The sequence below is a fragment of the Pseudomonas sp. MF6755 genome (assembly GCF_016405635.1).
Taxonomy (GTDB): domain Bacteria; phylum Pseudomonadota; class Gammaproteobacteria; order Pseudomonadales; family Pseudomonadaceae; genus Aquipseudomonas; species Aquipseudomonas haemolytica.
This window is the reverse complement of record NZ_JAEKDA010000006.1, coordinates 279887-306528: the sequence shown is the minus strand read 5'-3', so window position 1 is coordinate 306528 and position 26642 is coordinate 279887. Positions and strand designations below refer to the sequence as shown.

Sequence of the window (26642 nt, the reverse complement as noted above, 5' to 3'; positions counted from 1 at the left end):
ATGGGCTTTTTATTGCGCCGTGAAGAAGTGCTCAACGTTGAACAATTGCAGTCCATGCTCGACGACTCCCCAGTGCGCGCCGCTCAGGCGATCCTGATCGCGGCCAAGGAAGGCGTGCTCGATGCCCAGGCCTTGCTTGGGCAAATCCTGTTGGAAGGGCGTGGCATTGCGCGCGATGAAGCACTGGCGCTGCGCTGGTTCCGCATCGCGGCGCAAGGTGGGCATTCGATGGCGCGCAATATGGCCGGGCGTTGCCTGGAGCATGGTTGGGGTTGTGCCGTGGATGAAGCGGCGGCTGCGCGCGAATATCGGCTCGCAGCAGAGGCCGGGTTGGATTGGGGGCAGTACAACTACGCCAACCTGTTGGCGACCGGACGCGGTGTTGTGCATGACCAGGCCCAAGCGCTGGCGCTTTATCGCCAGGCCGCCGAGCAGGGCCACGCCAAGTCGATGAATCTGGTGGGGCGTTATCTGGAAGACGGCCAGTATTGTCCGAGGGATCTGGAAGCGGCCATTGAGTGGTACCGACGCTCCGCCGAAGCCGGGGATTTTCGTGGGCAGTTCAGCTATGCGGCGGTATTGGCGGACAGAGCCCAGATCGACACGGCGCTGGAGTGGCTGCGTAAGGCACTGCTTGGCGGGAATTTAAAGTTTTTGCGGGTGGCACATAAGGCGCTGGCAGTCGCCATCGATCCGCAGGTTCGCGCCATGGCCGAGGCTTATCAACAGCGCGCCACGAGCCTCTCCTGAGACATAAAAAAACCCATGAAACGTCATGGGTTTTTTCTTGTAGCTTGTAGCTTAAAGCTTGCTGCTGCTTTTAAACGTAGAACGACTTCAACGGCGGAAACCCATTGAACTCAACCGCGCTGTAGCTGGTGGTGTACGCACCGGTCGACAACCAGTACAAACGATCACCAATCGCCAGGTTCAACGGCAAACCGTACTTGTAGTTTTCGTACATGATATCGGCGCTGTCGCAGGTAGGGCCGGCGATGACCACTTCTTCCATCTCGCCTTTCTTTTCGGTCCAGATCGGGAACTTGATGGCTTCGTCCATGGTTTCGATCAGGCCGGAGAACTTGCCCACATCGGTGTACACCCAACGCTCGACGGCGGTGCGTGATTTACGTGCAACCAGTACGACTTCGCTGACCAGGATACCGGCGTTGGCGATCAACGAACGGCCTGGCTCCAGGATGATTTCCGGCAGGTCGTCGCCGAAATCTTCCTTGAGGAAGCGGATGATTTCTTCGGCGTAGGTTTCCAGGCTGTTGGTACGGGTGATGTAGTTGGCCGGGAAGCCGCCGCCCATGTTGATCAGCTTCAGATGAATGCCGTCTTCTTCCTTCAGGCGTTCGAAGATCACCTTGACCTTGGCGATGGCCGCGTCCCACACGCTGATATCACGCTGCTGCGAGCCAACGTGGAACGAGATGCCGTACGGCACCAGGCCCAGGTCACGGGCGAGGATCAGCAGGTCCATGGCCATGTCGGTCTGGCAGCCGAACTTGCGCGACAGGGGCCAGTCCGCCGTGGTCGAGCCTTCGGTGAGGATACGCACATACACTTTCGAACCCGGCGCGGCCTTGGCGATGTTGCGCAAGTCGGCTTCGGAGTCGGTGGAGAACAGGCGCACACCCTTCTCATAGAAGTAGCGAATGTCCTTGGATTTCTTGATGGTGTTGCCGTAGCTGATACGGTCGGCGCTGACGCCGCGGTCCGTGACCTTGTCCAGCTCGTAGATCGAGGCGATATCGAAGCTCGAACCCTTGTCTTTCAACAGGTCGATGATCTCGACGGCCGGGTTGGCCTTGACCGCGTAATACACCTTGGCGAATTCGAAACCGGCGCGCAGGTCATCGTAGGCCTGGCTGATCATCGCGGTGTCGATCACCACGAACGGGGTTTCTTGCTTGTCGGCGAACGCCTTCATTTTGTCAAAGGTGGCGCGCGCGAAATAGTCTTCGACGTTGATCGACATGCTGGGGACTCCTAGGGGCAAACTGTATTAATCAATGGGTACAACTGAACGTCCTCCGTATCCCCACTTTGGTTCGCCTACTTCCCAAGGCATGTCGCCGAAAGCAAAAAGGCCATGGGAATAACCGCTTCCCTTGGCCTTGCTGTCTCGTCGTCAGTACTTGAGCCGGATGGATCGTTTCCAGCATGGACGTTCGGCGCGAACTTTAGGGCTTGACGGGCGTGGGATCAACTAAAAATGTCGCGTTTTTGCACGCGTTCGTCGCGCGGCCGCGTGCAGCTACTTATGTAACCGACCGGTGTGACGGATTGATGTTCCCCGGAGGGGGCAATTTGAGGTGTTTCAGGCACTGTGAAGATCCAATGTGGGAGCGGGCTTGCTCGCGAAGGCGGTGTATCAGCCAATCCATCCGTTGACTGACACTCCGCATTCGCGAGCAAGCCCGCTCCCACATGTTGAACGGGGCGCGTCAGGTCATGCGAGCGCCGTCTCGGCAGGGGAGACGATGCTGGTCTTGCCCCCACGGGACTTACCCGAGCTCAAGTACTCGGCAATCGACTCCTGGGTTACTTCCCCGAGGAACACCCGCTCCGCATCCATCACCGGCAGCCACGAGCGGTTGAACTCGTACATGCGCGACAGCAGGATGCGCAAATGCTCGTCATAGGCTGCCGTGGCGTTGAACTCACGCAGGTACTGGCTGCAAGTACCGGTCTGACGGTGCAGGTCGCGACGGCGTACATAACCCAGCGCCTTGTTCTCGGCGCAGGTGACCACCACGTAGCGACGGTCATGTTCGTCCATCAGCTCCAGGGCATCGGCCACCGGGGTTTCCGGGCTGACCGACGGCGCATTGTCCGCCGCGTCTTCGGCCTTCACCAACAGCAGGCGCTTGAGGGTGCTGTCCTGGCCCACGAAGTTGCTGACGAATTCGTCGGCCGGGTGCGCCAGCAGCGTATCGGGGTGGTCAATCTGCAGCAGCTTGCCGGCGCGGAAGATGGCGATCTTGTCACCCAGCTTGATGGCTTCGTCGATGTCGTGGCTGACCATGATCACGGTCTTGTTCAGCGCGCGTTGCATCTCGAAGAACTCGTTCTGGATCATCTCGCGGTTGATCGGGTCGACCGCGCCGAACGGCTCATCCATCAGCAGCAGCGGTGCATCGGCCGCCAGGGCACGGATCACGCCGATGCGCTGTTGCTGGCCGCCAGACAGTTCACGCGGGTAGCGATGCAGGTACTGCTTGGGTTCCAGCTTGATCATGCTCATCAACTCGCGGGCGCGGTCGTGGCATTTCTGCTTGTCCCAGCCGAGCAGCTTGGGCACCACCACGATGTTCTCTTCGATGGTCATGTTCGGGAACAGGCCGATCTGCTGGATCACATAGCCAATGTTGCGGCGCAGGGTCACTTCGTCCAGGTCGGTGGTGTCTTCGCCGTTGATCAGGATCTTGCCCGAAGTTGGCTTGATCAGGCGGTTGATCATTTTCAGCGTGGTGCTCTTGCCGCAGCCCGATGGGCCGAGGAATACGCAAATCTCGCCTTCGTTGACGGTCAGGCTTACATCGTTGACGGCAGTAATGGTCTTGCCGTTGCTTTGAAAAGTCTTGGACAGGTTTTGAAGTTCGATCATTTGAGCAATCCTTTTGGAGTCAGCGAGCGTTGCAGCCATTGCAGGAGCAGGTCGGCGAAGATGGCCAGGAGACTGACCAGCACGGCGCCGACGATCAGCATCGACATATCGCTGCGGCTGATGGAAGCCAGAATAAGTACACCCAGGCCACCGGCGCCGATGGTGGCGGCGATGGTCATCACGCCGATGTTCATCACCACGGCGGTGCGCACGCCGGCGAGGATCACCGGTACGGCGATGGGCAGCTCGACCATGCGCAGGCGCTGGCCGAAGGTCATGCCGATGCCGCGCGCGGCTTCGCGAATGCCTGGCTCGACGCCGGTCAGCGCGAGGTAGGTGTTACGCATGATCGGCAGCAGAGAGTAGAGAAACACCGCAGTAATTGCCGGCATAGGCCCCAGGCCCTGGCCGAACTTGGAGTAGAACGGCAGCAGCAGGCCGAACAGGGCGATGGACGGCACCGTCAGCAGCACCGTGGCGCTGGCCTGCAATGGGCCGGCGAGGGTCGGGAAGCGTGTCATCAGCACGCCCAGGGGCACGCCGACGACAATCGCGAGGATCACCGCGATGCCGACCAGGGTGATGTGCTGCCAGGTCAGGTGCAGCACTTGGGCCCAATCAAGATGGGAAAAGGCGTTCAGGAATTCCATGTCTTCTCCTTCTTAGTTGATCGGATGTTGGCGCAGGAAGTCTGCGGCAACAGCGGAAGGGCTCTCATGGTCGACATCAACCCGCGCATTCAGCTGGCGCATGGTTTCATCATCGAACAGTGCGGCCAGTGGCTTGAGGTCGGCTGCCAGTCCAGGGTGCGCGTCGAGATACACCTGGCGCACCACGGGCGCGGCGGTGTAGTCCGGGAAGTAGTGCTTGTCGTCGGCCAGCAGCTTCAATTTGAACGCGTTCAGGCGACCGTCGGTGGTGTAGACCAAACCGGCAAACACCTGGCCATTACGCAGGGCGGTGTAGACCAGGCCTGCGTCCATCTGCCGGGTGTTTTTGCGCGTCAGGTTCATGTCATACAGCTTGACCATGCCGCCCATGCCGTCGGAACGGTTGGCGAACTCGGTGTCCAGGGCCACCAGGCGGTTTTCCTTGGTGTGCTCGGCCAGGGCCTGGGTCAGGTCGCTGATGCTGTTGATCTGCGGGAACTCCTTGGCCACGTTTTCCGGCAGTGCCAGCGCGTAGGTGTTGCTGAATTTCGACGGGGAGAGCCAGACCAAACCCTTTTTCGCGTCGAGTTCTTTCACTCGGGCGTAGGACTGTTCGCTGTCGAGTTTCTCGTCCACGTGGTTGTAGGCCACCAGGGATACGCCGGTGTATTCCCAGATCAGGTCCAGTTGCCCGCTTTCCTGGGCACTGCGCGCCAGGTTGCTGCCCAGGCCACCGGTCACGCGGGTGTCGTAGCCCTTGGTGCGCAGGTATTGGGAGGTGATTTCGGCGAGCAGAGTCTGCTCGGTGAAGACCCGGGCGCCAATGCGGATCACCGGTTTTTCAGCGGCTTGCGCGATGCCTGCAAACAGCAGGACGCAGCTCAATATCAACGTCAGTTTTTTCATGTGATTTCCTTTGCCAAGCCTTAAGACGGACGCAACCCGCGTTCCAGCCAGAGACGGCTGGCCATGGTCACCAAGCCGTCGAGCAGCAATGCCAACAGCGCGGTGCACGCGGCGCCGAGCAGCAGTTGCGGCTGGTTGTTCAGGGCGATGCCGGGGAAAATCAGGCTGCCCAGGCTGTTGGCACCAATCAGGAACGCCAGCGGCGCGGTGCCGACGTTGATCGCCAGGGCTACACGCACGCCACCGATGATGATCGGCACGGCGTTGGGCAACTCCACGCGAAACAGCACCTGGCGCGGTGTCATGCCGATGCCGGTGGCGGCTTCTTTCAGGGAGCCCTGGACGTTTTTCAGGCCTTCGTAGGTGTTGCGCACGATGGGCAGCAAGGAGGCGAGGAAGAGCGCGAAGATGGCCGGGCCGCTGCCGATGCCGAGGACGCCGAGGGCGATGGCCAGTACGGCCAGGGGAGGGACGGTGTTGCCGATGTTGAAGATTTGCATGAAACGTTCTGCGCGCCCGACCATGTTCGGTCGGCTGAGCAGGATGCCAGCGGGGATGCCCACAATCAGGGCTGCCAGCATGGAGACTAGGACGAGAATCAGATGAGCTTGCAGGTAAAACAACAAATCGTCGCGGTACAGTTCGATCGTGTTGATGCCGATCCAGTGGACCAGCAGGGCCAGGAGAGCGACGACAACCGCTCCTCCTATCAGCCCTTTGCCATAGCGAATAGCCACAGGCGGACTCCTTTTTTCTTCTGTCGGCGTCCACATTTCCGAGCGGCAATGCCATTCCTGGCTGTCGGCGTATGTGGTCGCGAAATGCAGCTCGTCTATACCGGCAATGCGGTGTGAGTTCGAGCCATGAGCGCAGCCTCGTCAGGCTAACTTGCTGATTTTTCAGCCCCTGTTCCGAGTGCGGTAGCAGGGGAGTGGACGTCTCTACCTTTTAAAAGGTTCCACACTTGAGAGCATTTAGCCACCCCCAATGGGGTGAACGGTGGTCTGTAACCCTCGGTTTGCGCTATACTCGCCGCCCTTTTTTGACTCACCTGCCAGGCGATTTCCCATGACCCACCAGGCCGCCGAAGTCGCGAAACGCCGCACTTTCGCCATTATTTCCCACCCCGATGCCGGTAAAACCACCATCACCGAAAAGCTCCTGCTGATGGGCAAGGCAATCGCGGTGGCCGGCACGGTGAAATCCCGCAAATCCGACCGCCATGCCACCTCCGACTGGATGGAAATGGAAAAACAACGGGGTATTTCCATTACCACGTCGGTCATGCAGTTCCCGTATCGCGACCACATGGTCAACCTGCTCGACACCCCGGGCCACGAAGACTTCTCCGAAGATACCTACCGCACCCTGACCGCGGTGGACTCGGCCTTGATGGTCCTCGACGGTGGTAAGGGCGTTGAGCCACGCACCATTGCGCTGATGGACGTTTGCCGTCTGCGTGACACGCCAATCGTCAGCTTCATCAACAAACTCGACCGCGATATCCGCGACCCGATTGAGTTGCTTGATGAAATTGAAGCGGTCCTGAAGATTAAAGCCGCGCCGATCACCTGGCCGATTGGCTGCTACCGCGACTTCAAGGGCGTGTACCACCTGGCTGACGACTACATCATTGTCTACACCGCCGGTCACGGCCACGAGCGCACTGACGTCAAGATCATCGAGAAGCTTGATTCCGACGAAGCCCGGGCCCACTTGGGTGACGAGTACGACCGCTTCGTCGACCAACTGGAACTGGTGCAGGGCGCCTGCCACGCGTTCAACCAGCAGGAGTTCCTCGACGGCCAGTTGACCCCGGTGTTCTTCGGTACTGCCTTGGGCAACTTCGGTGTCGACCACGTACTCGACGCGGTAGTGAACTGGGCGCCAAAACCGCTGGCCCGCGTCGCCAACGAGCGTACCGTAGAGCCGGTTGAAGAGAAATTCACGGGCTTCGTGTTCAAGATCCAGGCGAACATGGACCCCAAACACCGCGACCGTATCGCCTTCATGCGCATCTGCTCCGGCAGATACGAAAAAGGCATGAAGATGCGCCACGTGCGCACCGGCAAGGACGTGCGCATCGGCGACGCCCTGACGTTCTTCTCCTCCGAGCGTGAACAGCTCGAAGAAGCCTACGCCGGCGATATCATCGGTTTGCACAACCACGGCACCATCCAGATCGGCGACACCTTCACCGAAGGTGAAGCGCTGGGCTTCACCGGCATCCCGCACTTCGCCCCGGAACTGTTCCGCCGCGTGCGCCTGCGTGACCCGCTCAAGTCCAAGCAACTGCGCCAAGGCTTGCAGCAATTGGCCGAAGAGGGCGCCACCCAGGTGTTCTTCCCGGAGCGCAGCAACGACATCATCCTCGGTGCCGTGGGTGTGCTGCAGTTCGATGTGGTCGCCAGCCGTTTGAAAGAAGAATACAAGGTCGAATGCTCCTATGAGCCAATCACCGTGTACTCCGCGCGTTGGATCGAGTGCAGCGATAAGAAGAAGTTGGAAGAGTTCTCCAACAAGGCCGTGGAAAACCTCGCGATCGACGGCGGCGGTCACCTGACCTACCTGGCCCCGACCCGGGTCAACCTGGCGCTGATGGAAGAGCGTTGGCCGGATGTGAAGTTCCGTGCGACCCGTGAGCACCACTAAGGTCTGAGCGGTCGAGAGAAGGGCGAAGCTGTGATGGCTTCGCCCTTTTTATTGGCTTGAAATGCAATCAAATGTGGGAGGGGGCTTGCTCCCGATAGCAGTGTGTCAGCCAGCTGATTTGTAGCTGACACACCGTAATCGGGAGCAAGCCCCCTCCCACATTTTGATCTCCAAAAGGCTGGAGATTGGCGGTAATCCGGCATCGCGACTAGCTTAAACGCTGGCGGCAATTAATGACTGCCGTGCGGGTCCCATTTACTGACTGGACGGAATCGACCATGAGTATTGTTCAACGAGTCGTGCTGTTGATTAAGGTGCTGGGGCTGTTGTCATTGGGGATGTCGTCAGCCTGGGCGCATAACCCGGTGCAGGGCGGTGTTGCGCTGACGGCGGTGAATAGCCACGATCTGCAACTGGCCAAGTCCGAGGCCGAACCCGGTGACCAGGACCAGGGCGGTAGCAAGGACGATGATGACGCCACCACTGATGAGCCGGACAGCGACGATCCGGATGAAGGCGATAGCCAGACTTAACCCCAGCCAGAAACACATCCGCCCGGCTAGCCGGGCGGTGTACGTTATGAACTTACAACGGCCCGATCAGAACGATGTGGTCACCGACGCGAAGTAAGCGCGGCCCGGTTCGTTGTAGGTCTGGGCGCCGGCGTCATCGGCATTGCCTTTGCGGGACAGGCGTTTGTCCAACAGGTTGTTGATACCGACGCGTACGCTCAGGTTTTTGCTGAACTCGTAGCCACTGCTCACCCCCATCAACCCGTACGGGTCGACATCCTGCTGGGCGCTGCGGTCATAACTGTTGGCGCTGCGCGAGTTGAGCGTCGGTGCTTCCTGCTTGCCGTAATAGGTGCCGCTGACCTGGAAGGAAAGCTTGTCGGTGGCTTGCCAGTCCAGCGTGGTGTTGACGGTGTACTTGGGGATGATGCTCAACGGCTCGCCGGTGTCCTTGTCCTTGGAGTCGATCATGTAGGTCAGGTTGGTGTTCCAGTCCAGATCGTCGCGCAGGCTCACGAACAGGTTGCCTTCAACCCCTTGCACGAGTGCCGGTCCGCTGTTTTCCCACTCCAATACGCGGCGACCATTGCCCAAACGGAAAGCCGCCTCGTTGCTGGCATTGATCTTGTTCTTGTAGTCATTACGGAAGTACGTCGCGCTGGTACGCCAGGTGCCCTTGTCGTAGGCCAGGCCGATTTCCTTGTTGACGCTGATTTCCGGCTTCAGGTCGCGATTACCCACCAGGTAGCAGCCGCCCATGTTCGCTTCGCTGGCGTTGCAACCGTTGCCACGGCTGTACAGCAAATAGTTGGGGTTGGATTGATACAGGTTCGGCGTCTTGTACGCCCGGGCAATACCGCCCTTGAGGCTCAGCTCATCGGTCAACTGATGGGAGGCGTTGAGGCTGGGGCTCCAGTTGCCGCCGTATTCTTCATGATCGTCGTAGCGCAGGCCGGGGGTGATGATGGTCTTGCTGCCCAGTTCGATGTTGTCCTCGGCAAACAAGGCGTAGCTCGACGCGGTGGTCTTGGTGCTGTTGCGGTTGACGCCCGGGATGGCGGGGACGCCGCCGGTGCCGGGGTCATAGCTTTGCGGGCGCAACGAGCCTGGATCGTTCATCGACTCGTAGAGGTATTCGCTGCCCAGGGTCAGCACCTGCTCGGTGCCGAAGCTTAGCGGCAGGTTGACCTCGGCGGTGGCCCGGGTATTGCGCAAGCGTGATTCAAAACGACCGGCGCTTGCAGACGGCGCACCTTCGCCGGCACCGGCCAGGCCTTCGTTGAGGCGCTCGTTGCGGGTCAGGTCGTGGCTCAGCGAGGCCAGGGTCGAGCCCCAGTCAAATTCGCCGCGGTGCGTGGCAGAGAAGCTGCTGCGTTGAATCACGCTGGTTTCCTTGCCCACCAGGCTTTCAACGAATGCGCCACCGCCGTTGAGCATGGTGTCGCCGGCGAAAATATTGCCCTGGCGGCTGTAGCTGGCTTCCAGGTCGAGGGTTTGCTCGGGGGTGAATTGCCAGCTCAGCAAGCCATTGACGTCTTTATTACGCACGCCCTCGCGGCCGGCGACCAGCGAATCAGGTGTCGCTTGTGCGGAGCGGTTGATGTCGGCGTCATCGGCGTCGGTCTTGCTCAGCCCGCCATAGACGCGGAACGCCAGGCTGTCGGTCAACGGGCCGCTGAGATTGAAGTTGGTGCGTTTGCTCGCGCCTTCGGCGTCGTTTTCGGGGAAGGCGGTGTAGGCGGTCAACGAGCCGTGTAATTGGTCGGTTGGGCGTTTAGTGATGATGTTGATCACCCCGCCCATGGCACCGGAGCCGTAACGGGCGGCAGCCGGGCCGCGCAGAATTTCAATACGCTCGACTTCTTCGGCCGGCACCCAGTTGGTTTCGCCACGGGTGTCACGGTCACCGCTCCAGCCATAACGCACGGCGTTGCGGGAGGTCGACGGTTTGCCATCGATCAGGATCAGGGTGTTTTCCGGGCCCATGCCGCGCAGGTCGATCTGGCGGTTATTGCCACGGCTGCCGCTGGAACTGTTGCCGGTCAGGTTGACGCCTGGCTCGCGGCGGATGATCTCCGACAGGTCGTTGGTAGGTGGGCGTTTCTTGATGTCTTCGGCGGTGATGATCGACACGCCAGGCGCTTGCTTGAGTTCTTCGGCAGCGGTGCCCAATACACGCGTCTCTCCCAGCACCAAGGCTTGAGGCGTGCCGTCTACCGGCAGGTCAGTCGCTTCGATCGGCACTTTATCGCGCTCTTTTTCGACACTTTCCGCCAGCAGCGCGGGAGACGAAAGGGTAGCGATAAACGCCAGCGATAAACGGCTGAGTCTGAATTGAGACGACATGTCCACAAAGTCCTTTGGAGGGGCGATTGAGCGAGATGCGCCTAAATCGCCTTGTGCAGAAAACCTTGGCTAACCGGACGATATTCAGCGCTCTCTTTGCGCCGTAATGGTATTGATTCTCAAACAAAAGTAAATTTCATTTACAATCTATACACTTTGTAAAGCGCTTTGCCCCAACGTTTCCAAGGTGCGGAGCCTTGAAAGACGCGGATTCTTCTGTGTGCTTTTTGTTACAGACTGATGTTCCCGACCCGAGATGTGCGCAAAAAAAGCCCCTCCGGCCAGACTGATGCGCAATCTGGCGGGAAGGGCGGTGGAACTCATTTCAACTGCTCTGTTGCGTCAGGCCACGAATTGCTCCGCGTAATGGCAAGCCACCTGGCGATTATCCAGCGGCCGCAACAACGGTTCCTCGCTGCTGCAACGTTCGGTCGCATAGGGGCAGCGTTTGTGGAAAGCGCAGCCAGGCGGCGGGTTCAGCGGGTTGGGCAGTTCGCCGACGATCTTGATCTTCGGCTTGCTCGGGTCCGGGTGAATGGTCGGTGTGGCCGACAGCAGCGCCTGGGTGTAGGGGTGTAAAGGGCGAGCGTAGATGTCTTCCTTGGGGCCTACCTCCACCGGGCGGCCGAGGTACATCACCATCACATCGTCGGCAACGTGTTGCACCACCGCCAGGTTGTGGGAAATGAACACGTAGGCCGTGTTGAATTCCTGCTGCAAATCCATGAACAGGTTGAGCACCTGGGCCTGGATCGACACGTCCAGCGCCGAGGTCGGTTCATCTGCCACCAGCACTTTGGGTTGCAGCATCATGGCCCGGGCCAACGCGATGCGCTGGCGCTGGCCACCGGAGAACATATGCGGGTAGCGCTGGTAATGCTCAGGGCGCAAACCCACCTGCTTCATCATCGCCTGGACCTTTTCGCGGCGTTCGGCAGCGGAGAGGTTAGTGTTGATCAGCAGCGGTTCACCGAGTTGATCACCGACTTTCTGGCGTGGGTTCAATGAGGCATACGGGCTCTGAAACACCATCTGCACGTCTTTGCGCAATTGCTTGCGCTGGGCCTTGTCGGCGCCGGCTACTTCTTGCCCGGCGATTTTCAACGAGCCGGACGATGGCTCTTCAATCAACGTCAGAGCACGGGCCAGGGTGGATTTGCCGCAACCCGACTCGCCCACAACGGCGAGGGTCTTGCCGGCTTCCAGCTCGAAGGACACACCATTGAGGGCACGCACGGTGGCGTGGCCCTTGAACAGGCCACGGGACACTTCATAGTGACGGGTGAGGTCGCGGGCGGTAAGAACGACGGCCATTACGCCACCTCCTGGTTCAGCGGGTAGAAGCAGCGGGCGAGGCTGTTGCTTTTCGGATCAAGGCCCGGGCGCTGGGCACGGCAGGAGTCCTGCACATACGGGCAGCGCGGCGATAGCAGGCAACCCTGCGGGCGGTCATAACGGCCGGGTACGATGCCCGGCAGTGTGGCCAGGCGCGTGGCGCCGAGGCTGTGTTCCGGGATCGCCTTGAGCAGCGCTTCGCTGTACGGGTGAGCGGGAATGTCGAACAATTGCGGCACCTGGCCGACTTCCACGGCCTGGCCGGCGTACATCACACACACGCGCTGGGCGGTTTCAGCCACCACCGCGAGGTCGTGGGTGATCAGCACCAGGCCCATGTTCTGCTCTTTCTGCAGGGCCAGTAGCAGTTCCATGATCTGCGCCTGGATGGTCACGTCCAACGCGGTGGTTGGTTCATCGGCGATCAGCAGTTTCGGCTCGCCGGCAATCGCCATGGCGATCGCAACACGTTGGCTCATACCGCCGGACAGTTGGTGCGGGTAGGCATCCATCCGGCTGGCGGCGCCCGGGATTTCGACTTTTTCCAGCAGCTCGATAGCCCGTTTGCGCGCTTGCTTGCCGGACATTTTCAAATGCAGTCGCAGCACTTCTTCAATCTGGAAACCTACGGTGTAGCTGGGGTTCAGCGCGGTCATCGGATCCTGGAACACCATCGCCAGGTCTTTGCCGACGATCTGGCGGCGCTGGCGGTTGCTCAGCTTGAGCATGTCCTTGCCGTCGAAGTTCAGGGCGTCAGCGGTGACGATACCGGGATGCTCGATCAGGCCCATCAGCGCCATCATGGTCACGGATTTACCCGAGCCCGACTCGCCAACAATCGCCAGTACTTCGCCTTTGTCGACAGAAATGTCGAGGCCATCGACCACCGGTACGGCGGTCTTGTCGCCGAAGCGCACGTTGAGATTCTTGATTTCTAACAGTGACATGGGAATCTCCTCAGGCGGCGTTCTTGAGTTTCGGGTCCAGCGCATCGCGCAGGCCGTCACCCATCAAGTTGATTGCCAGCACGCTGAGCAAAATGGTCAAACCAGGCAGGCTCACGACCCACCAGGCGCGTTCGATGTAGTCACGTGCCGAAGCCAGCATGGTGCCCCACTCCGGGGTTGGCGGTTGTACGCCAAGGCCGAGGAAGCCCAGCGCGGCGGCATCGAGGATCGCCGAAGAGAAACTCAAGGTGGCCTGGACGATCAGCGGCGCCATGCAGTTAGGCAGCACGGTGATGAACATCAGGCGTGGCAGGCCGGCGCCGGCGAGGCGGGCGGCAGTCACGTAGTCGCGGTTCAGTTCGCCCATTACTGCGGCGCGGGTCAGACGTACGTAGGACGGCAGCGACACGATAGCGATGGCGATCACGGTGTTGATCAGGCCAGGGCCGAGGATCGCGACAATGGCCACAGCCAGCAGCAGCGACGGCAGGGCCAGCATGATGTCCATCAAGCGCATGATGGTCGGGCCGAGCAGGCGCGGGAAGAACCCGGCGAACAGCCCCAGCAGGATGCCCGGGATCAGCGACATCACCACCGACGACAAGCCGATCAGCAAGGACAGGCGCGAGCCCTGGATCAGGCGCGAGAGCAAGTCACGGCCCAGTTCGTCGGTCCCGAGCAGGAACTGCATCTGCCCACCTTCCAGCCAGGCCGGCGGGGTCAGCAGGAAGTCGCGGTATTGCTCACTCGGGTTATGCGGTGCAACCCACGGGGCGAAGATCGCGCAGAACACGATCAGCAACATGAACAGCAGGCCGGCAACCGCGCCTTTGTTCTTGGAGAAGGCTTGCCAGAATTCTTTGTACGGGGACGGGTACAGCAGGCTCTGATCGACTGCTGACACTGGAGTAGAGGTAGTCATGGTCATGATCTCAGCGCTGGTGACGGATGCGTGGGTTGGCGAAGCCGTAGAGGATATCCACCACGAAGTTCACCAGGATCACCAGGCAGGCGATCAGCAGGATGCCGTTTTGCACCACCGGGTAATCCCGTGCACCAATGGCTTCGATCAGCCATTTGCCGATGCCGGGCCACGAAAAGATGGTTTCGGTCAGTACGGCGCCGGCCAGCAGGGTGCCGACTTGCAGGCCGACTACGGTCAATACCGGGATCAGCGCGTTGCGCAGGCCGTGCACAAATACCACGCGCGCCGGCGACAGGCCCTTGGCCTTGGCAGTACGGATGTAGTCCTCGCGCAGCACTTCGAGCATCGACGAACGGGTCATCCGCGCAATCACCGCCAGCGGGATGGTGCCCAGCACGATGGCCGGCAGGATCAGGTGGTGCAGGGCGTCCCAGAAGGCGTCCGGTTCGTCGGCCAGCAGGGTGTCGATCAGCATGAAGCCGGTGCGTGGCTCGATGTCGTAGAGCAGGTCGATACGCCCGGAAACCGGGGTCCAGCCCAGGCTCACCGAGAAGAACATGATCAGGATCAGGCCCCACCAGAAAATTGGCATCGAATATCCCGCGAGGGAGATGCCCATCACCCCATGGTCGAACAGGGATCCTCGTTTCAAGGCCGCGATTACCCCAGCCAACAGGCCCAGGATGCCGGCGAACAACAGGGCAGCCATGGACAGTTCCAGGGTCGCCGGGAAGAGGGCGGTGAACTCGGTCCACACGCTGGTGCGGGTACGCAGCGATTCGCCAAGATCGCCCTGGGCGAGCTTGCCGACGTAATCCAGGTATTGCGCATACAGCGGCTTGTTAAGGCCAAGGCGCTCCATTGCCTGGGCATGCATTTCGGGGTCAACCCGGCGCTCGCCCATCATGACTTCTACGGGGTCGCCTGGAATCATGCGAATCAACGCAAAGGTCAGCAACGTGATGCCGAAAAACGTGGGGATCAATAACCCCAATCGGCGGGCAATAAAACTAAACATCTTGGTGTGTACCTCAATCAGCCGGTTAGGCAGGTTCGGCACCGTCAATATCGACGGTGCCGAGCGTTTTTCTTATTACTTCACCTGGGTGGTGGCGAAGTTATTGGTGGTCAGGGGGCTTTGGGTATAACCCTCGACGTTCTTGCGCATAGCGGTGAACATTTTCGGGTAGGCCATGGGGATCCACGGTTGGTCCTTCTCGAATACCTCCAGGGCTTGTTGATAGAGTGCAGCGCGTTCGGCGGGTTCAGCGTCAGCGCGAGCCTTGTCGATCAAGCTCTGAAACTCTTTGTTACACCAGCGCGCGTAGTTTTCGCCGTTTTTCGCCGCATCGCAACTCAGGTTGGGGGTCAGGAAGTTGTCCGGGTCCCCGTTATCCCCGGCCCAGCCGGCGGAAACCATGTCGTGCTCGCCGGCTTTGGCGCGCTTGAGCATTTCGCCCCATTCCATGACCTTGATATTGACCTTCAGGCCAATCTGGGCCAAGTCCGCCTGCATACGCTGGGCGCCGAGCATCGGGTTAGGGTTGGTCGGGCCACCGCCGTTACGGGTAAACAGGGTGAACTCGGTACCTTCCGGCACGCCGGCTTCCTTGAGCAGGGCACGGGCCTTGTCCAGGTCACGGGGTGGGTTCTTGAGCTTGTCATTGAAGCCCAGCAGAGTCGGTGGATACGGGCCGGTTCCAACCACTGCGTTGCCTTTGCCGTAGAGGGCGTCGGTGTAGCCGGCCTTGTCGAACGCAATGTTGATCGCGTGACGCACCCGCGCATCGCTCATGTACTTGCGTGTGGTGTTCATCGCGGTGTAGCTGGTGGTCATGGCCGCCAGCTCATCGACTTTCAGGTTTGGGTCGGCCTTCACACTCGGCACGTCATCGGGCTTGGGATACAGCGCGATCTGGCACTCGTTGGCCTTGAGCTTCTGCAGGCGCACGTTGTTGTCGACGGTGATCGCCAGGATCAGTGGGTCGGCCGGCGGCTTGCCACGGAAGTAGTCCGGGTTGGCCTTGAAACGTACCTGGGCATCTTTCTGGTAACGCGTGAAGATGAACGGCCCGGTGCCGATCGGCTTGGCGTTCAGGTCATCGGTCTTGCCAGACTTGAGCAACTGGTCGGCGTATTCGGCGGAGTGGATCGAGGAAAACGCCATGGCCAGGTCGGCCAGGAACGGTGCTTCAGGACGGGTCAGGGTAAAGACGACGGTGTGGTCGTCGGTCTTCTCTACGCTCTTGAGCAGTTCTTTGAAGCCCATGCTTTCGAAGTACGGGTAGCCCACGTTGGACTTTTTATGCCACGGGTGATTGGGGTCCAGCTGGCGCTGGAAGCTCCACAGTACGTCGTCGGCGTTCAGGTTGCGCGTGGGTTTGAAATAGTCGGTGGTGTGGAACTTGATGTCGTCACGCAGGTGGAAGGTATAGGTCAGGCCATCGGCGCTGATCTCGGGCAGGTCTTTGGCCAGCGCGGGAACCACTTCGGTGGTGCCGGGCTTGAAGTCCACCAGGCGGTTGAACATGGTTTCAGCGGCGGCGTCAGCCGTCACGGCCGTGGTGTACAGGACCGGGTCGAAACCTTCCGGGCTGGCTTCGGTGCAGACCACCAGCGGTTTGGCCGAAACGCCGATTGCCACGCTCAACAGCGCAGCGGCCATGGCGGCTTGTAGCGGGAGCATTTTCATTCAGAGCCCTCTGCAATCGTTGGAGCCAGAAAAGCGTAGACGGCGGGGCTCGTCCTGAGCCCGCCGCCTGCCTGGCACTAATTAAAGGATGTTGAATGGAACAGTGGTTACCAGACGGAACTCTTTGATGCTGCCGTCGGATTGGAACTCACTGCCGCGGTGCTCGACGTAAGTGGCACGAATCGCGGTGGCCTTGAGTGGGCCACTCTGGATTGCGTAGGAAGCGCCTACACCGTATTCCTGGTGTTTTTCGCCGTCCTGGGTCTGGATGCCGTCGTAGCCTTTGCCGACTACACCGCGGTTGCCGGTGTAGTGGGTGCCGTCGATGCCCCAGCCGCGAGCGGAGTATGCGTTGAACTTCAGGCCTGGCACGCCGTATTCGGCCATGTTGATGGCGTAGGCGACCTGGAACGATTTCTCGTTCGGGCCGTTGAAGTCAGACGTCAGGGAGTTGGCCAGGTAGATGCCGTTGGTTTCGTGCAGGTAGTCGAAGTATTCGTTACCGTTCACGGCCTGGTAGGCGAAGGTCAGGCTGTGGGCCTGGTGAGTCAGGCCAAAGGACAGGGAGTAGGTATCGTTGTCGATATCCCCCATCAGCTTTTTGCCTTCATCGACGGTCTTGTAGTAGTTGAAGCCGGTAGTCAGGGCCAGTTGCTGGCTGTCACCCAGTTCATGGGTTGCACCGAAGTAGTACTGGTTCCAGAAGTCCTTGACGTTGGCGCCGAAGAAGCTGGTCTTCAGGCTCTTGAACGGCTGGTAGTTGGCACCCAGGGTGTAGACCTTGTCGGTTTCGACCTTGGCGTTGCTGGTGTACTCGGAACGGAATTTCGACAGGCTCTGTTCGCTACGTGGCGAAACGCGGTCAAACACGCCGCCCTGGAACGACAGGTTGCTGAACTCTTCGCTGTTGAAGCTCACGCCCTGGAAGCTCGACGGCAGGGCACGGTTGCCGATGGTGTCGATGATGCCGCTGCTGAAGTTCTGGCGACCGGCGGTCAACGTGGTGTTGGACACGCGGAACTGCACGTTGGCCAGGCCCAGTTTGCTCCACTGGTCGACGGCGTCGCCATTGGAGTCGGCCAGGGTACGGTTGGAGCCACCTTTGATGTCACGCTTGCTGCGATCCAGTACCAGGGCGTTGTAGACCGCAACTTCGGTCTTGACCCCTACGGTGCCCTGGGTGAAACCCGAGCTGGCGTTGAGGATAGTGCCCTGCACCCAGTTGGTACGGTTGCGATCAGTCAGGGTCTGGCCATGTTTCTTGTAAGAGAAGGTGCCCCCACGGTATTTGCTTTCATGGGAGTACCAGTTACGCGTGGTGCCGCCCAGGCTGAAATCTTCGATAAAGCCCTTGGCCTCGCTTTGGGCACTGGTGCCGGCCAACGTGGTGGGAACGAAGTCCTGGCTGGCGGGTTCCGCGTAGGCGGTTGCCGTGATGCTGCTGATGGCCAGGGCCAGAAGCGCTTTGCTGCTCAGTTTCATGGGTGAAGCTCCTTTGGTTCTTTTTTTAATGCCGGTCTTTTTAGGTGAACCGGCTATTGGGTGTGGAACTCGTTCAAGCTTTTGCAAACGTTTGGCGTAGGAGGTTTCCTAATAAAAAGCTGCGCGTTTGCCGGGGAGCCCACTTCGCTCCCCGCAATCCGGTTATTTTCTTATGGGGTAATGCTGACGCCCGAGAACACGTTGCGGCCGAAGGGGCTCACCTTGAAGCCTTCGACTTTGGCGCTTAACGGTTGGTTGACCGTCGAGTGGGCGACTGGCGTGATCGGCACCTGCTGCTTGAGCAGTTGCTGCGCCTGTTTGTACAGAACAGTCCTTTGTTCACGGTCGGTCACGACCTTGGCTTGCTTGATCAGCTTGTCGTACGCCGGGTCACACCACATGGAGTAGTTGTTGCCACCGATGGCATCGCAGCTGTAGAGCGTGCCCAGCCAGTTGTCCGGGTCACCGTTGTCGCCGGTCCAGCCGATCAGGCTGACATCGTGCTCACCGTTCTTGGTGCGCTTGATGTACTCGCCCCACTCGTAGCTGACGATCTTGACCTTGAGGCCGATTTTGGCCCAGTCGTTCTGCAGCATCTCGGCCATCAGCTTGGCGTTGGGGTTGTACGGACGTTGCACCGGCATCGCCCACAGGGTGATCTCGGTGCCTTCCTTGACGCCGGCAGCCTTGAGCAACTCCTTGGCTTTTTCCGGGTTGTAGGCGGCGTCCTTGATGCTGTCGTCGTAGGACCACTGCGTCGGCGGCATGGCGTTGACCGCCAGTTGCCCGGCGCCCTGGTACACGGCGTTGAGGATGCTCTGCTTGTTCACCGCCATGTCCAGCGCCTGGCGTACTTCGAGCTGATCGAACGGCTTGTGGCGCACGTTGTAGGCGATGTAGCCGAGGTTGAAGCCAGGCTTGGTCAGCAGTTGCAGGTTCGGGTCGGCCTTGAGGGCCTCGACATCGGCCGGGCGCGGATGCAGGGTCACCTGGCATTCGCCGGCCTTGAGCTTCTGCACCCGCACCGAGGCGTCGGTGTTGATGGCGAAGATCAGTTGATCAAGCTTGACCCTGCTCGGGTCCCAGTACTGTTTGTTGCCCACATAGCGGATCTGCGAGTCTTTCTGGTAGCGCTGGAACACGAAAGGGCCAGTGCCGATCGGCTTCTGGTTGATGTCGCTGGGCCGGCCTTGCTTGAGCAACTGCTCGGCGTATTCGGCCGAGAGGATTGCGGCGAAGCTCATGGAGATATTCTGTACAAACGCGGCGTCGACCGTGTTCAAGGTCATCACCACGGTATAGGGGCCTGTTTTCTCGACCTTGGCGATATTCTTGTTCAGGCTCATCCCGTTGAAGTACGGAAACTCGGTGGGGTAGGCCTTGCGGAACGGGTGGTCGGGGTCAAGCATGCGGTTGAAGGTGAACAGCACGTCGTCGGCGTTGAAGTCCCGCGTCGGCTTGAATTCCTTGTTGCTGTGGAATTTCACCCCTTCACGCAGGTGGAAGGTGTAGGTCAGGCCGTCTTCGGAAATATCCCACTTGGTCGCTAGCCCAGGAACGACGTTGGTCTCGCCCTTTTCAAACTCGACCAGGCGGTTGTACAGCGGCTCGGCTGCGTCGTTGTCGGTGGCGGTGGTGTATTGCGCAGTGTCAAACCCTGCCGGGCTGCCTTCGGAACAGAACACCAGGCTCTTCTTCTCGGCCGCTTGGCCCATCGTGGCCACAGCCAGCAGGCTGGTGGCAAACATCGCGGATAGAACGGTGGTATGGCGCATGACAATCCCGATCCTTGTTTGTAGTTATCAACAGCGAGCCATCCCTCTGGCGTCCGGCCAGGGAGATGTCACTGATCCCACACACAGCAAGTGCCCTTCCCAGAATGATGCCTCTGCTGTCCTACGACGTTATTGGTCGTTGACCTTGCAGTAAATGCGTCAAATCTGACTAACCTTGTAGGTAACGGAGGCACGGGGCGCAGTTCGTTGCTGTAGGACGGCAACGATTGCAAGCGTGGTCTGTTTCCTATGGCCCAGGCAGATGGAATAACGGCGACGTTAAGAAACGTCGCCGTTATTGATCATTACTTGCCGCTGACGCTAACGCCGTAGAAGGAGTTCAAGCCAAACGGGCTGATCTTGAAGTCCTGTACGGTATTACGCATGGGTTGATACACCGTCGAGTGCGCGATAGGTGTCATCGGGACTGCATCTTTGAGGATATGTTGCGCCTGCTTGTACAGCTCGGTGCGTTTGGCGACATCCGATGTGGCCTTGGCTTCTTTGACGATACCGTCGAATTTCTTGTCGCACCACTTGGAGAAGTTGTTACCCGACAGCGAGTCGCAGCCGAACAGTACGTTCAGCCAGTTGTCCGGGTCACCATTGTCGCCGCTCCAGCCAATGATCATGGCCTGGTTCTCGCCGCCTTTGGAGCGCTTGATGTACTCGCCCCACTCGTAGCTGACGATGTTGACCTTCAGGCCGATCTGTTTCCAGTCGTTCTGCAGCATCTCGGCCATCAGCTTGGCGTTCGGGTTGTAAGGACGTTGAACCGGCATGGCCCACAGGGTGATTTCGGTACCTTCCTTGACGCCGGCTGCCTTGAGCAGTTCCTTGGCCTTGGCCGGATCGTACTTGGCATCCTTGATAGTGGTGTCATACGACCACTGGGTCGGCGGCATGGCGTTGACCGCCAACTGGCCGGCACCCTGGTACACGGAGTCGATGATTTGCTGCTTGTTCACCGACATGTCCAGGGCTTCGCGTACGCGCAGGTCGGACAGCGGGTTGGCGGCGGTCTGGCCCTTGAGTACCGGCATCACGTTGTAGGCGATGTAGCCCAGGTTGAAACCGGCCTGGTGCGGCAGTTTCAGATCCTTGTCTTCGCCCAGCGCCTTGAGGTCGGCCGGACGTGGGAACAGGGTGATCTGGCATTCGTTTTTCTTGAGCTTCTGGATACGCACCGACGGGTCGGTGGTGATAGCGAAGATCAGGTTGTCGATCTTCACGTCTTCAGGTTTCCAGTAGTCCTTGTTGCCGGTGTAGCGAATGTTCGAGTCTTTCTGGTAGCTCTTGAACACGAACGGGCCAGTGCCGACTGGTTTTTGGTTGATGTCGGCAGGTTTGCCTTCCTTCAACAACTGCGCGGCATATTCAGCGGACTGGATCGACGCGAAGCTCATGGCCAGGTTCTGGATGAAAGCCGCGTCCACGGTGCCAAGGGTGAACTTGACGGTATGGTCATCGACTTTCTCGATGTTCTTGATGTTGGTGTCCATCCCCATGTCCGTGAAGTACGGGAACTCGGTGGGGTAGGCCTTACGGAATGGATCGTCTTTCTTGATCATCCGGTTGAAGGTGAACAGTACGTCGTCAGCCGAGAATTCACGAGTAGGCTTGAAGTACGGGGTGGTATGAAACTTGACGCCTTCGCGAAGGTGGAAGGTATACGTCAGGCCATCCGGGGACACGTCCCAACTGGTGGCCAGGCCAGGAACAACGGCGGTGCCGCCACGTTCGAACTGGCTCAGGCGGTTGAACATGGTTTCGGCCGAGGCATCGAAGTCTGTTCCGGTGGTGTACTGGCCTGGGTCGAAACCGGCCGGGCTCCCTTCGGAGCAGAACACCAGGTTAGTTGCCGCAAGGGCTACGGGGGCTGCGGCCATAAGGCCAGCGCTCACTAATAACGGAAGGACTGCGTGTTTAAGCATGTTGGCCTCATGATTTGTTGTCATTTTTGGTGGTGAGGGCGACCTCGTGAGTCGGCCTGCGGATACTTATGCAGGCGCCATACCCAATGCAAGATGCTGAGCGGTCGGTAGCGACAAACTGTGGTACGAACGTACAGGAATGTCGCAATTTTGAAAGTTTTGACACAAATGTGCCTGTTTGGAGGGTTTTTTCGGTGCGGCGAGCGCACCAGAAAAGCTCAACCGAGGCGTCTAGCGCACTCGGTTGGGGCGCGGTTGTTACTTATCTAGACTCACGCCGTAAAAGGGTGTGAGCCCGAAGGGGCTGATTTTGAAGTCGTGCACTTCCTTGCGTAACGGCTGAAAAACCGTCGAGTTTGCGATAGGCGTTATAGGTACCTGTTCCTTAAGGATTTTCTGTGCCTGTTGATACCACTTGATGCGCTGCTCGCGGTCATTGCTGACCTTGGCTTGCTGCACCAGCTTGTCGTAGCCTGGGTTACACCATTTGGCATAATTACTGCCCTTGACCGCGGCACAACTGTAGAGCACGCCAAGCCAGTTATCCGGGTCGCCGTTGTCGCCGGTCCAGCCATAAATCATTGCATCGTGTTCGCCATTTTTGGCGCGCTTGATGTATTCGCCCCACTCATAGCTGACGATATTGGCCTTGATGCCGACTTTGGCCCAATCCTGCTGGATCATTTGAGCGGACATGCGCGCATTCGGGTTTGAGGCGCGTTGCACGGTCATCGCCCACAGGTTGATGGTGGTACCTGGTGCAACCCCTGCTTCTTTTAGTAGCAACCGCGCCTTGGTCGGATCGTAGGGCGCATCGTGGATGCTTGCATCATAAGACCACTGCGCTGGTGGCAATGCGTTCTGCGCCAATTGTCCGGCGCTCTGGTACACGGCCTTGATGATTGCTGGCTTGTCGATGGCCATGTCCAGGGCCTGGCGCACCTTGAGCTGGTCCAGCGGCGGGTGAGTCACGTTGTAGGCCAGGAAGCCCAGGTTGAAGCCGGCTTGTTGCAGCACACGCAGGTTCGGGTCTTGTTTCATGACTTCGATGTCGGCGGGGCGCGGGTAGCCGCTGACCTGGCATTCGCCGGCCTTGAGTTTCTGCAGGCGCGCGGCGGCGTCCGGGGTGATGGCGAACACCAGGTTGTCGAGTTTCACATCCTCGGGTTTCCAATACTGTTTATTCGCCTCGTAGCGGATCTGCGAGTCTTTCTGGTAACGCTTGAACACAAACGGCCCAGTGCCGACGGGTTTCTGATTAATGTCCTCGGCCTTGCCTTCTTTCAACAGCTGGGCGGCGTATTCGGCTGATTGCACCGAGGCGAAACTCATGGCCAGGTTCTGCACGAACGAGGCATCGACATTGTTCAGGTTGAAACGCACGGTGTGCTCATCGACTTTATCGACGCTCTTGATCGTGGTGTTCAAGCCCATGTCGGTGAAGTACGGCGATTCCGAAGGGTAGGCCTTGCGAAACGGGCTGTCGGCATCGAGCAGGCGATTGAAGGTGAACAGCACATCATCGGCGTTGAAATCGCGGGTCGGGGTGAAGTAGGCGGTGGTGTGAAACTTGACGCCATCGCGCAGGTGGAAGGTGTAGGTCAGGCCGTCTTTGGACACATCCCAGCTTGTTGCCAAGCCTGGTTCGACTTCGGTGCCGCCGCGCGTGAACTGGGTCAGGCGGTTGAACACGGTTTCGGCCGAGGCATCAAAGTCGGTGCCGCTGGTGTATTGGCTGGGGTCGAAGCCGGCAGGGCTGGCTTCGGAGCAGTAGACCAAGGTGCTGGCCGCGTGAGCCATCGGCATGAAGGCCAGCAGGCCGGCAGCGAGGAGGAGCGGTTTTAAGGTTCTTTCCATGGAGATCCCGAAAGTGGCACAGAACGGCGGTTACCGAGGTTACCGCCGCTGTGGCTTTTCAGGTAGTCACGAGCTATTTCAGGTCTGCAGTCACCGCCGTGCTCAAGGTAAAGGGCGCATTTTTATCGATGATGTAAGGGTTTCCATCCTCCAGCAATTCGTTGCTTTCTCCAATGTGGAAGGTTCTCTTCGCACTGACCTCGACATTCGTAATTTGTGCAGCATCTTTATCCAAGTCGAGCAGCGTCATTTTTGCCTCAAATTTGACTTGGGCTTGATTAGCTGCCGGGTCGTACATGATTGTGTAATGCGTGTCTGTGCCTCTGAAGCCGATATGGTCTTGCAGTTGGTTCAATTTCAGCTCCACCGACGCCGGGGCGACACTGGCCTGATGAGCGACCTCGGAGATTCGCGTGCGTAGGGCTGGATCGGGGATTGCCTCCTCGAGTTGCTTCAGGCGCTTGTTCAATGTTTCACCATGCGCGCTTCCCGTTGTATCCAACTCGATGGTGGTGTAACTACCGTCAGGTTGCTTTATTTGGACGGTGTAGTGGTCACGGTTCAGGTCTTTTAGAAAGTTTGGCGAGTAGTCCGTCGAACTGTATTCATTGGGCTGTGCTCTTTCGCTTGCTTTAACCTTAAACACCCTCTCTTCGGTCGTCGAAGTTACCGTGAGCTTTCGTTTAATGACGCCCTGCTCTTCAACGTTATTGATCGATTGCTCATAGTGAGTAGTGCTATCGCTTTTGAGGATTTCGTCAAATTTGTCGGCGCCACTTATTTTTGGATCACCCAGAATTTCGAAGCCATTGGAAATTTTGGGAGGTGTCTTTACGTCGTTACTTGGTGTGGGCGACGGTGCACGGTCCCATGGCCATCTCCCGCCGACTCTATTTTCTCGCGTCCATTTCCCGGCCTCATCAGGGCGGGCGACAATCCCGCTACTCGCTAATTTCGATGGGTCATTGGGGTCCCGTACGCGTAACAGGTAATGAAGCCCGTCCGGGGTGTCAGGCTTCTCAGCCGCGAAATACGTCGTTCCTTTGAGCTCTATTTCTCGCATTCCCGGAAACGACGCAGCCTGTGGCGCTGATACCACTTGCGGTGCCTGATTGGGCGTGACTGAAGGTGCATCAGTATTGCTCGTCGACTTGGGAATTCGCGCCAACTCAAATTCGCTGGTCTGCGCGTTGTATTGCCAGTTGTAATGTTCGGTGCCGGAGGCGTTGAAATTCAAGGGTGCGTCACCCAGGCCTGCCTCTACCCCTGCCGGTATGATTTCGTGCGCCAGCAGCAAGCCAGATATCACTGCGCCGGCCGTGCCTGCCACGCGATCGCTGGCCGTCATGCCATGTTCGGCGTCATGCCTGCCGAAAACAATATTGCCAGCGTTGCCGAGGACGGGAACGTAGCCAAAGGTATTGCCCCATACTTCTTTTGCGCCCTTCCAGCCTTGCTCCACTGCACCAAACACCTTGGTTTGATCGTCCCATAGTGCGTTCTTGGCGTTCACCTCCTGATAGTGCGAAGCAATACCCTTGTTCAGATCGCCAACTTTCAACTCATAATCACTGCCGCGCGATTCGGTATAATTGAACAGTTCCCGAACAGGTACGGATTTATCAGTTATCAAACTGTTCCGCCCTGGAAAGTGGGAGCTATTATCTTGGATCAGACGGTCGAGTACTGCTGCGGCGGGTGGCCAATGCGCATCCTTTCCTCCTTGCAGATCACTGGCATTGAAACGACTTATCAACTGGTTACGATTGTCTTTGGCCCACGTCGCAAACTCGTCATCGCCCTTTATCTCGCGAACAGCGCCACTTCTCAAATCAACCATGACACCCTGATTGGGTCTGTGCTTGGCATTGCCGTCATAGGGCGTGTAGGGAACAAACGCGTAGCCACTCAAGGGGTAACCATAGATATTGGGGATAATCACTTGCCCATTCTTATCCAGCGTGCGGCTAATGGCTTCTTGACCAGCAGGGCTTAATTTTTCAAAGGCATCCTTATCGTGACGAAGACTCTGCAAAGCGCCCCGTGCTACATAGGCGTCTGCCTTGCCCGAGCGTTCAGGTATTACCGTCGAGATTTTTGGTTTGTATGCGAACGTGGGTAGGAACGGCAGGTCTTGAAGAATCTCAACAGCGCTGTTGACCTTAGCGCTACCACGCATTGGCGTGGCTATATCCTGCTCCCAGTGTTTTTGAAGTTGTTTGCCGAACGATTGCAGGTCATTAATCTTGCTCTGGTCTTTTTTGTCAATTACCACTCCATGGAAATTGACAATGCCGCCCCGTTCTGGCGTGTCATGTTCAAGAATACCCGCTGCGATTTCCCATGCAGAGTAGGTACGGCTTTCGGTACCGGACAGATTTTCTGCTGTCCCCATACCGACGTAAGTATTGAACGTTACGGTGATTTTTTCCTGCGGGTCGAACCCTGCCGCTAATAGACCCGCACTGAAGTAACCGGAGGGTTCCATGAACAGGCGCACGTTCTGGAACTTAACGTTTCGCTCGCCTTCACTGCCACTTTCGATGTTTTTGATCTGCGTACTTACACGAGTGGCATAGGCATCAATAAGACCCTCGCGCTCATTTAACGTATACCTGCCTCCGAGCGCTTGAACAGGGCCGGATCCATAAAGGGTTGCCTTATAGATATCGGATTGGCGCTGGGCAGTAGAGGCGGTGTTGTCGGTGTTATAAACTTCGTTATTGTTCAACGGTGTGAGCGGTTGCTGTTCCTGCGCCTGGGTGTGTTCTTCTTGAGTAGATCCAGGCGTTGGTGTTGAGTAACGGACAATATTAAATCGAGTTGAGTCTGTCACGTTCGACTACCTGATTAGATAATTAGAATAGGTTCGTGTCAAATGTGTGGTTGTTTACGCAGGAGGCGTTCCACATCCCTTCATTAAAAGTGTAAGTTACGTAATTATTTTCTACAGGGTTGAGTTGTATAGGGCGCCTAGCGCATCGGCGGCCACGGCATTGGCGCTCAAGGCAAT

Annotated in this window: 19 protein-coding genes; 3 read left to right on the top strand and 16 right to left on the bottom strand. The window is 58.5% G+C overall.

Annotation, left to right across the window (positions count from 1 at the left end; genetic code table 11):
• Complete coding sequence (locus tag JFT66_RS10175) at positions 1-750, top strand: tetratricopeptide repeat protein (protein WP_153838914.1); 750 nt, start codon at positions 1-3, stop codon at positions 748-750.
• A 70-nt stretch (positions 751-820) separates the two neighbouring features.
• Here the strand turns inward: JFT66_RS10175 and JFT66_RS10170 are convergent, their stop codons facing one another.
• The 5 genes from JFT66_RS10170 to JFT66_RS10150 form a co-directional block, all read right to left on the bottom strand.
• The gene (locus JFT66_RS10170; protein WP_198859200.1) at positions 821-1984 is read right to left on the bottom strand and encodes a type III PLP-dependent enzyme; all 1164 of its coding nucleotides are present in this window, start codon (positions 1982-1984) and stop codon (positions 821-823) included.
• A 474-nt stretch (positions 1985-2458) separates the two neighbouring features.
• The gene (locus JFT66_RS10165) at positions 2459-3616 is read right to left on the bottom strand and encodes an osmoprotectant ABC transporter ATP-binding protein OsmV (protein ID WP_034118068.1); all 1158 of its coding nucleotides are present in this window, start codon (positions 3614-3616) and stop codon (positions 2459-2461) included.
• Positions 3613-4266: an ABC transporter permease gene (locus JFT66_RS10160; protein WP_034118069.1), complete on the bottom strand. Its 654-nt coding sequence runs from the start codon at positions 4264-4266 to the stop codon at positions 3613-3615. Before JFT66_RS10160 ends, JFT66_RS10165 begins: the two co-directional genes overlap by 4 nt.
• A 12-nt stretch (positions 4267-4278) precedes the next feature.
• Positions 4279-5172 carry a glycine betaine ABC transporter substrate-binding protein gene (locus JFT66_RS10155; RefSeq protein WP_034118070.1) on the bottom strand — a complete coding sequence of 298 codons (894 nt, stop codon included), beginning with the start codon at positions 5170-5172 and terminating at the stop codon, positions 4279-4281.
• Positions 5173-5192: 20 nt separating this feature from the next.
• Complete coding sequence (locus JFT66_RS10150; protein WP_153838912.1) at positions 5193-5945, bottom strand: ABC transporter permease; 753 nt, start codon at positions 5943-5945, stop codon at positions 5193-5195.
• A 295-nt stretch (positions 5946-6240) separates the two neighbouring features.
• On the opposite strand from JFT66_RS10150, the gene JFT66_RS10145 reads away from it, so the two are divergent.
• Both JFT66_RS10145 and JFT66_RS10140 read left to right on the top strand, forming a co-directional pair.
• Positions 6241-7824, top strand: a complete 1584-nt coding sequence (locus JFT66_RS10145) for a peptide chain release factor 3 (protein ID WP_034118071.1) — start codon at positions 6241-6243, stop codon at positions 7822-7824.
• A 278-nt stretch (positions 7825-8102) separates the two neighbouring features.
• Positions 8103-8357 (top strand): hypothetical protein, encoded by a 255-nt coding sequence (locus tag JFT66_RS10140; RefSeq protein WP_153838911.1) that lies wholly within the window; start codon positions 8103-8105, stop codon positions 8355-8357.
• 66 nt (positions 8358-8423) lie between these two features.
• Here the strand turns inward: JFT66_RS10140 and JFT66_RS10135 are convergent, their stop codons facing one another.
• From JFT66_RS10135 to JFT66_RS10085, 11 genes are all read right to left on the bottom strand, one after another.
• A complete protein-coding gene (locus JFT66_RS10135) occupies positions 8424-10682 on the bottom strand; it encodes a TonB-dependent siderophore receptor (protein ID WP_153838910.1) in 2259 nt (752 codons plus the stop codon).
• Between the two features lie 342 nt (positions 10683-11024).
• Positions 11025-11996 (bottom strand): peptide ABC transporter ATP-binding protein, encoded by a 972-nt coding sequence (locus JFT66_RS10130; protein WP_034118074.1) that lies wholly within the window; start codon positions 11994-11996, stop codon positions 11025-11027.
• Positions 11996-12964 (bottom strand): ABC transporter ATP-binding protein, encoded by a 969-nt coding sequence (locus JFT66_RS10125; protein WP_014716896.1) that lies wholly within the window; start codon positions 12962-12964, stop codon positions 11996-11998. Before JFT66_RS10125 ends, JFT66_RS10130 begins: the two co-directional genes overlap by 1 nt.
• A 10-nt stretch (positions 12965-12974) precedes the next feature.
• Positions 12975-13886: an ABC transporter permease subunit gene (locus JFT66_RS10120; protein WP_005784738.1), complete on the bottom strand. Its 912-nt coding sequence runs from the start codon at positions 13884-13886 to the stop codon at positions 12975-12977.
• Between the two features lie 10 nt (positions 13887-13896).
• Positions 13897-14907: an ABC transporter permease subunit gene (locus JFT66_RS10115; protein ID WP_003171721.1), complete on the bottom strand. Its 1011-nt coding sequence runs from the start codon at positions 14905-14907 to the stop codon at positions 13897-13899.
• A gap of 75 nt (positions 14908-14982) precedes the next feature.
• Positions 14983-16581 (bottom strand): ABC transporter substrate-binding protein, encoded by a 1599-nt coding sequence (locus JFT66_RS10110; protein ID WP_198859199.1) that lies wholly within the window; start codon positions 16579-16581, stop codon positions 14983-14985.
• 81 nt (positions 16582-16662) lie between these two features.
• Positions 16663-18063, bottom strand: a complete 1401-nt coding sequence (locus JFT66_RS10105; protein WP_034118076.1) for an OprD family outer membrane porin — start codon at positions 18061-18063, stop codon at positions 16663-16665.
• Between the two features lie 170 nt (positions 18064-18233).
• Positions 18234-19838, bottom strand: coding sequence for an ABC transporter substrate-binding protein (locus JFT66_RS10100; RefSeq protein ID WP_034118077.1), 1605 nt, complete (start codon positions 19836-19838; stop codon positions 18234-18236).
• Positions 19839-20143: 305 nt separating this feature from the next.
• Positions 20144-21772, bottom strand: a complete 1629-nt coding sequence (locus JFT66_RS10095; protein WP_153838908.1) for an ABC transporter substrate-binding protein — start codon at positions 21770-21772, stop codon at positions 20144-20146.
• 258 nt (positions 21773-22030) lie between these two features.
• Complete coding sequence (locus JFT66_RS10090) at positions 22031-23629, bottom strand: ABC transporter substrate-binding protein (protein ID WP_198859198.1); 1599 nt, start codon at positions 23627-23629, stop codon at positions 22031-22033.
• Between the two features lie 73 nt (positions 23630-23702).
• On the bottom strand, positions 23703-26465 hold the full coding sequence (locus tag JFT66_RS10085; protein ID WP_332875115.1) for a hypothetical protein: 2763 nt from the start codon (positions 26463-26465) through the stop codon (positions 23703-23705).
• Positions 26466-26642 lie beyond the last annotated feature (177 nt).

Coding starts and splice junctions, on each gene's coding strand:
- JFT66_RS10110 (WP_198859199.1), bottom strand. CDS start 16,581: ATGAAAATGCTCCCGCTACAAGCCGCCATGGCCGCTGCGCTGTTGAGC.
- JFT66_RS10175 (WP_153838914.1), top strand. CDS start 1: ATGGGCTTTTTATTGCGCCGTGAAGAAGTGCTCAACGTTGAACAATTG.
- JFT66_RS10130 (WP_034118074.1), bottom strand. CDS start 11,996: ATGGCCGTCGTTCTTACCGCCCGCGACCTCACCCGTCACTATGAAGTG.
- JFT66_RS10095 (WP_153838908.1), bottom strand. CDS start 21,772: ATGCTTAAACACGCAGTCCTTCCGTTATTAGTGAGCGCTGGCCTTATG.
- JFT66_RS10100 (WP_034118077.1), bottom strand. CDS start 19,838: ATGCGCCATACCACCGTTCTATCCGCGATGTTTGCCACCAGCCTGCTG.
- JFT66_RS10170 (WP_198859200.1), bottom strand. CDS start 1,984: ATGTCGATCAACGTCGAAGACTATTTCGCGCGCGCCACCTTTGACAAA.
- JFT66_RS10125 (WP_014716896.1), bottom strand. CDS start 12,964: ATGTCACTGTTAGAAATCAAGAATCTCAACGTGCGCTTCGGCGACAAG.
- JFT66_RS10150 (WP_153838912.1), bottom strand. CDS start 5,945: ATGTGGACGCCGACAGAAGAAAAAAGGAGTCCGCCTGTGGCTATTCGC.
- JFT66_RS10165 (WP_034118068.1), bottom strand. CDS start 3,616: ATGATCGAACTTCAAAACCTGTCCAAGACTTTTCAAAGCAACGGCAAG.
- JFT66_RS10090 (WP_198859198.1), bottom strand. CDS start 23,629: ATGGAAAGAACCTTAAAACCGCTCCTCCTCGCTGCCGGCCTGCTGGCC.
- JFT66_RS10105 (WP_034118076.1), bottom strand. CDS start 18,063: ATGAAACTGAGCAGCAAAGCGCTTCTGGCCCTGGCCATCAGCAGCATC.
- JFT66_RS10145 (WP_034118071.1), top strand. CDS start 6,241: ATGACCCACCAGGCCGCCGAAGTCGCGAAACGCCGCACTTTCGCCATT.
- JFT66_RS10115 (WP_003171721.1), bottom strand. CDS start 14,907: ATGTTTAGTTTTATTGCCCGCCGATTGGGGTTATTGATCCCCACGTTT.
- JFT66_RS10140 (WP_153838911.1), top strand. CDS start 8,103: ATGAGTATTGTTCAACGAGTCGTGCTGTTGATTAAGGTGCTGGGGCTG.
- JFT66_RS10135 (WP_153838910.1), bottom strand. CDS start 10,682: ATGTCGTCTCAATTCAGACTCAGCCGTTTATCGCTGGCGTTTATCGCT.
- JFT66_RS10155 (WP_034118070.1), bottom strand. CDS start 5,172: ATGAAAAAACTGACGTTGATATTGAGCTGCGTCCTGCTGTTTGCAGGC.
- JFT66_RS10120 (WP_005784738.1), bottom strand. CDS start 13,886: ATGACTACCTCTACTCCAGTGTCAGCAGTCGATCAGAGCCTGCTGTAC.
- JFT66_RS10160 (WP_034118069.1), bottom strand. CDS start 4,266: ATGGAATTCCTGAACGCCTTTTCCCATCTTGATTGGGCCCAAGTGCTG.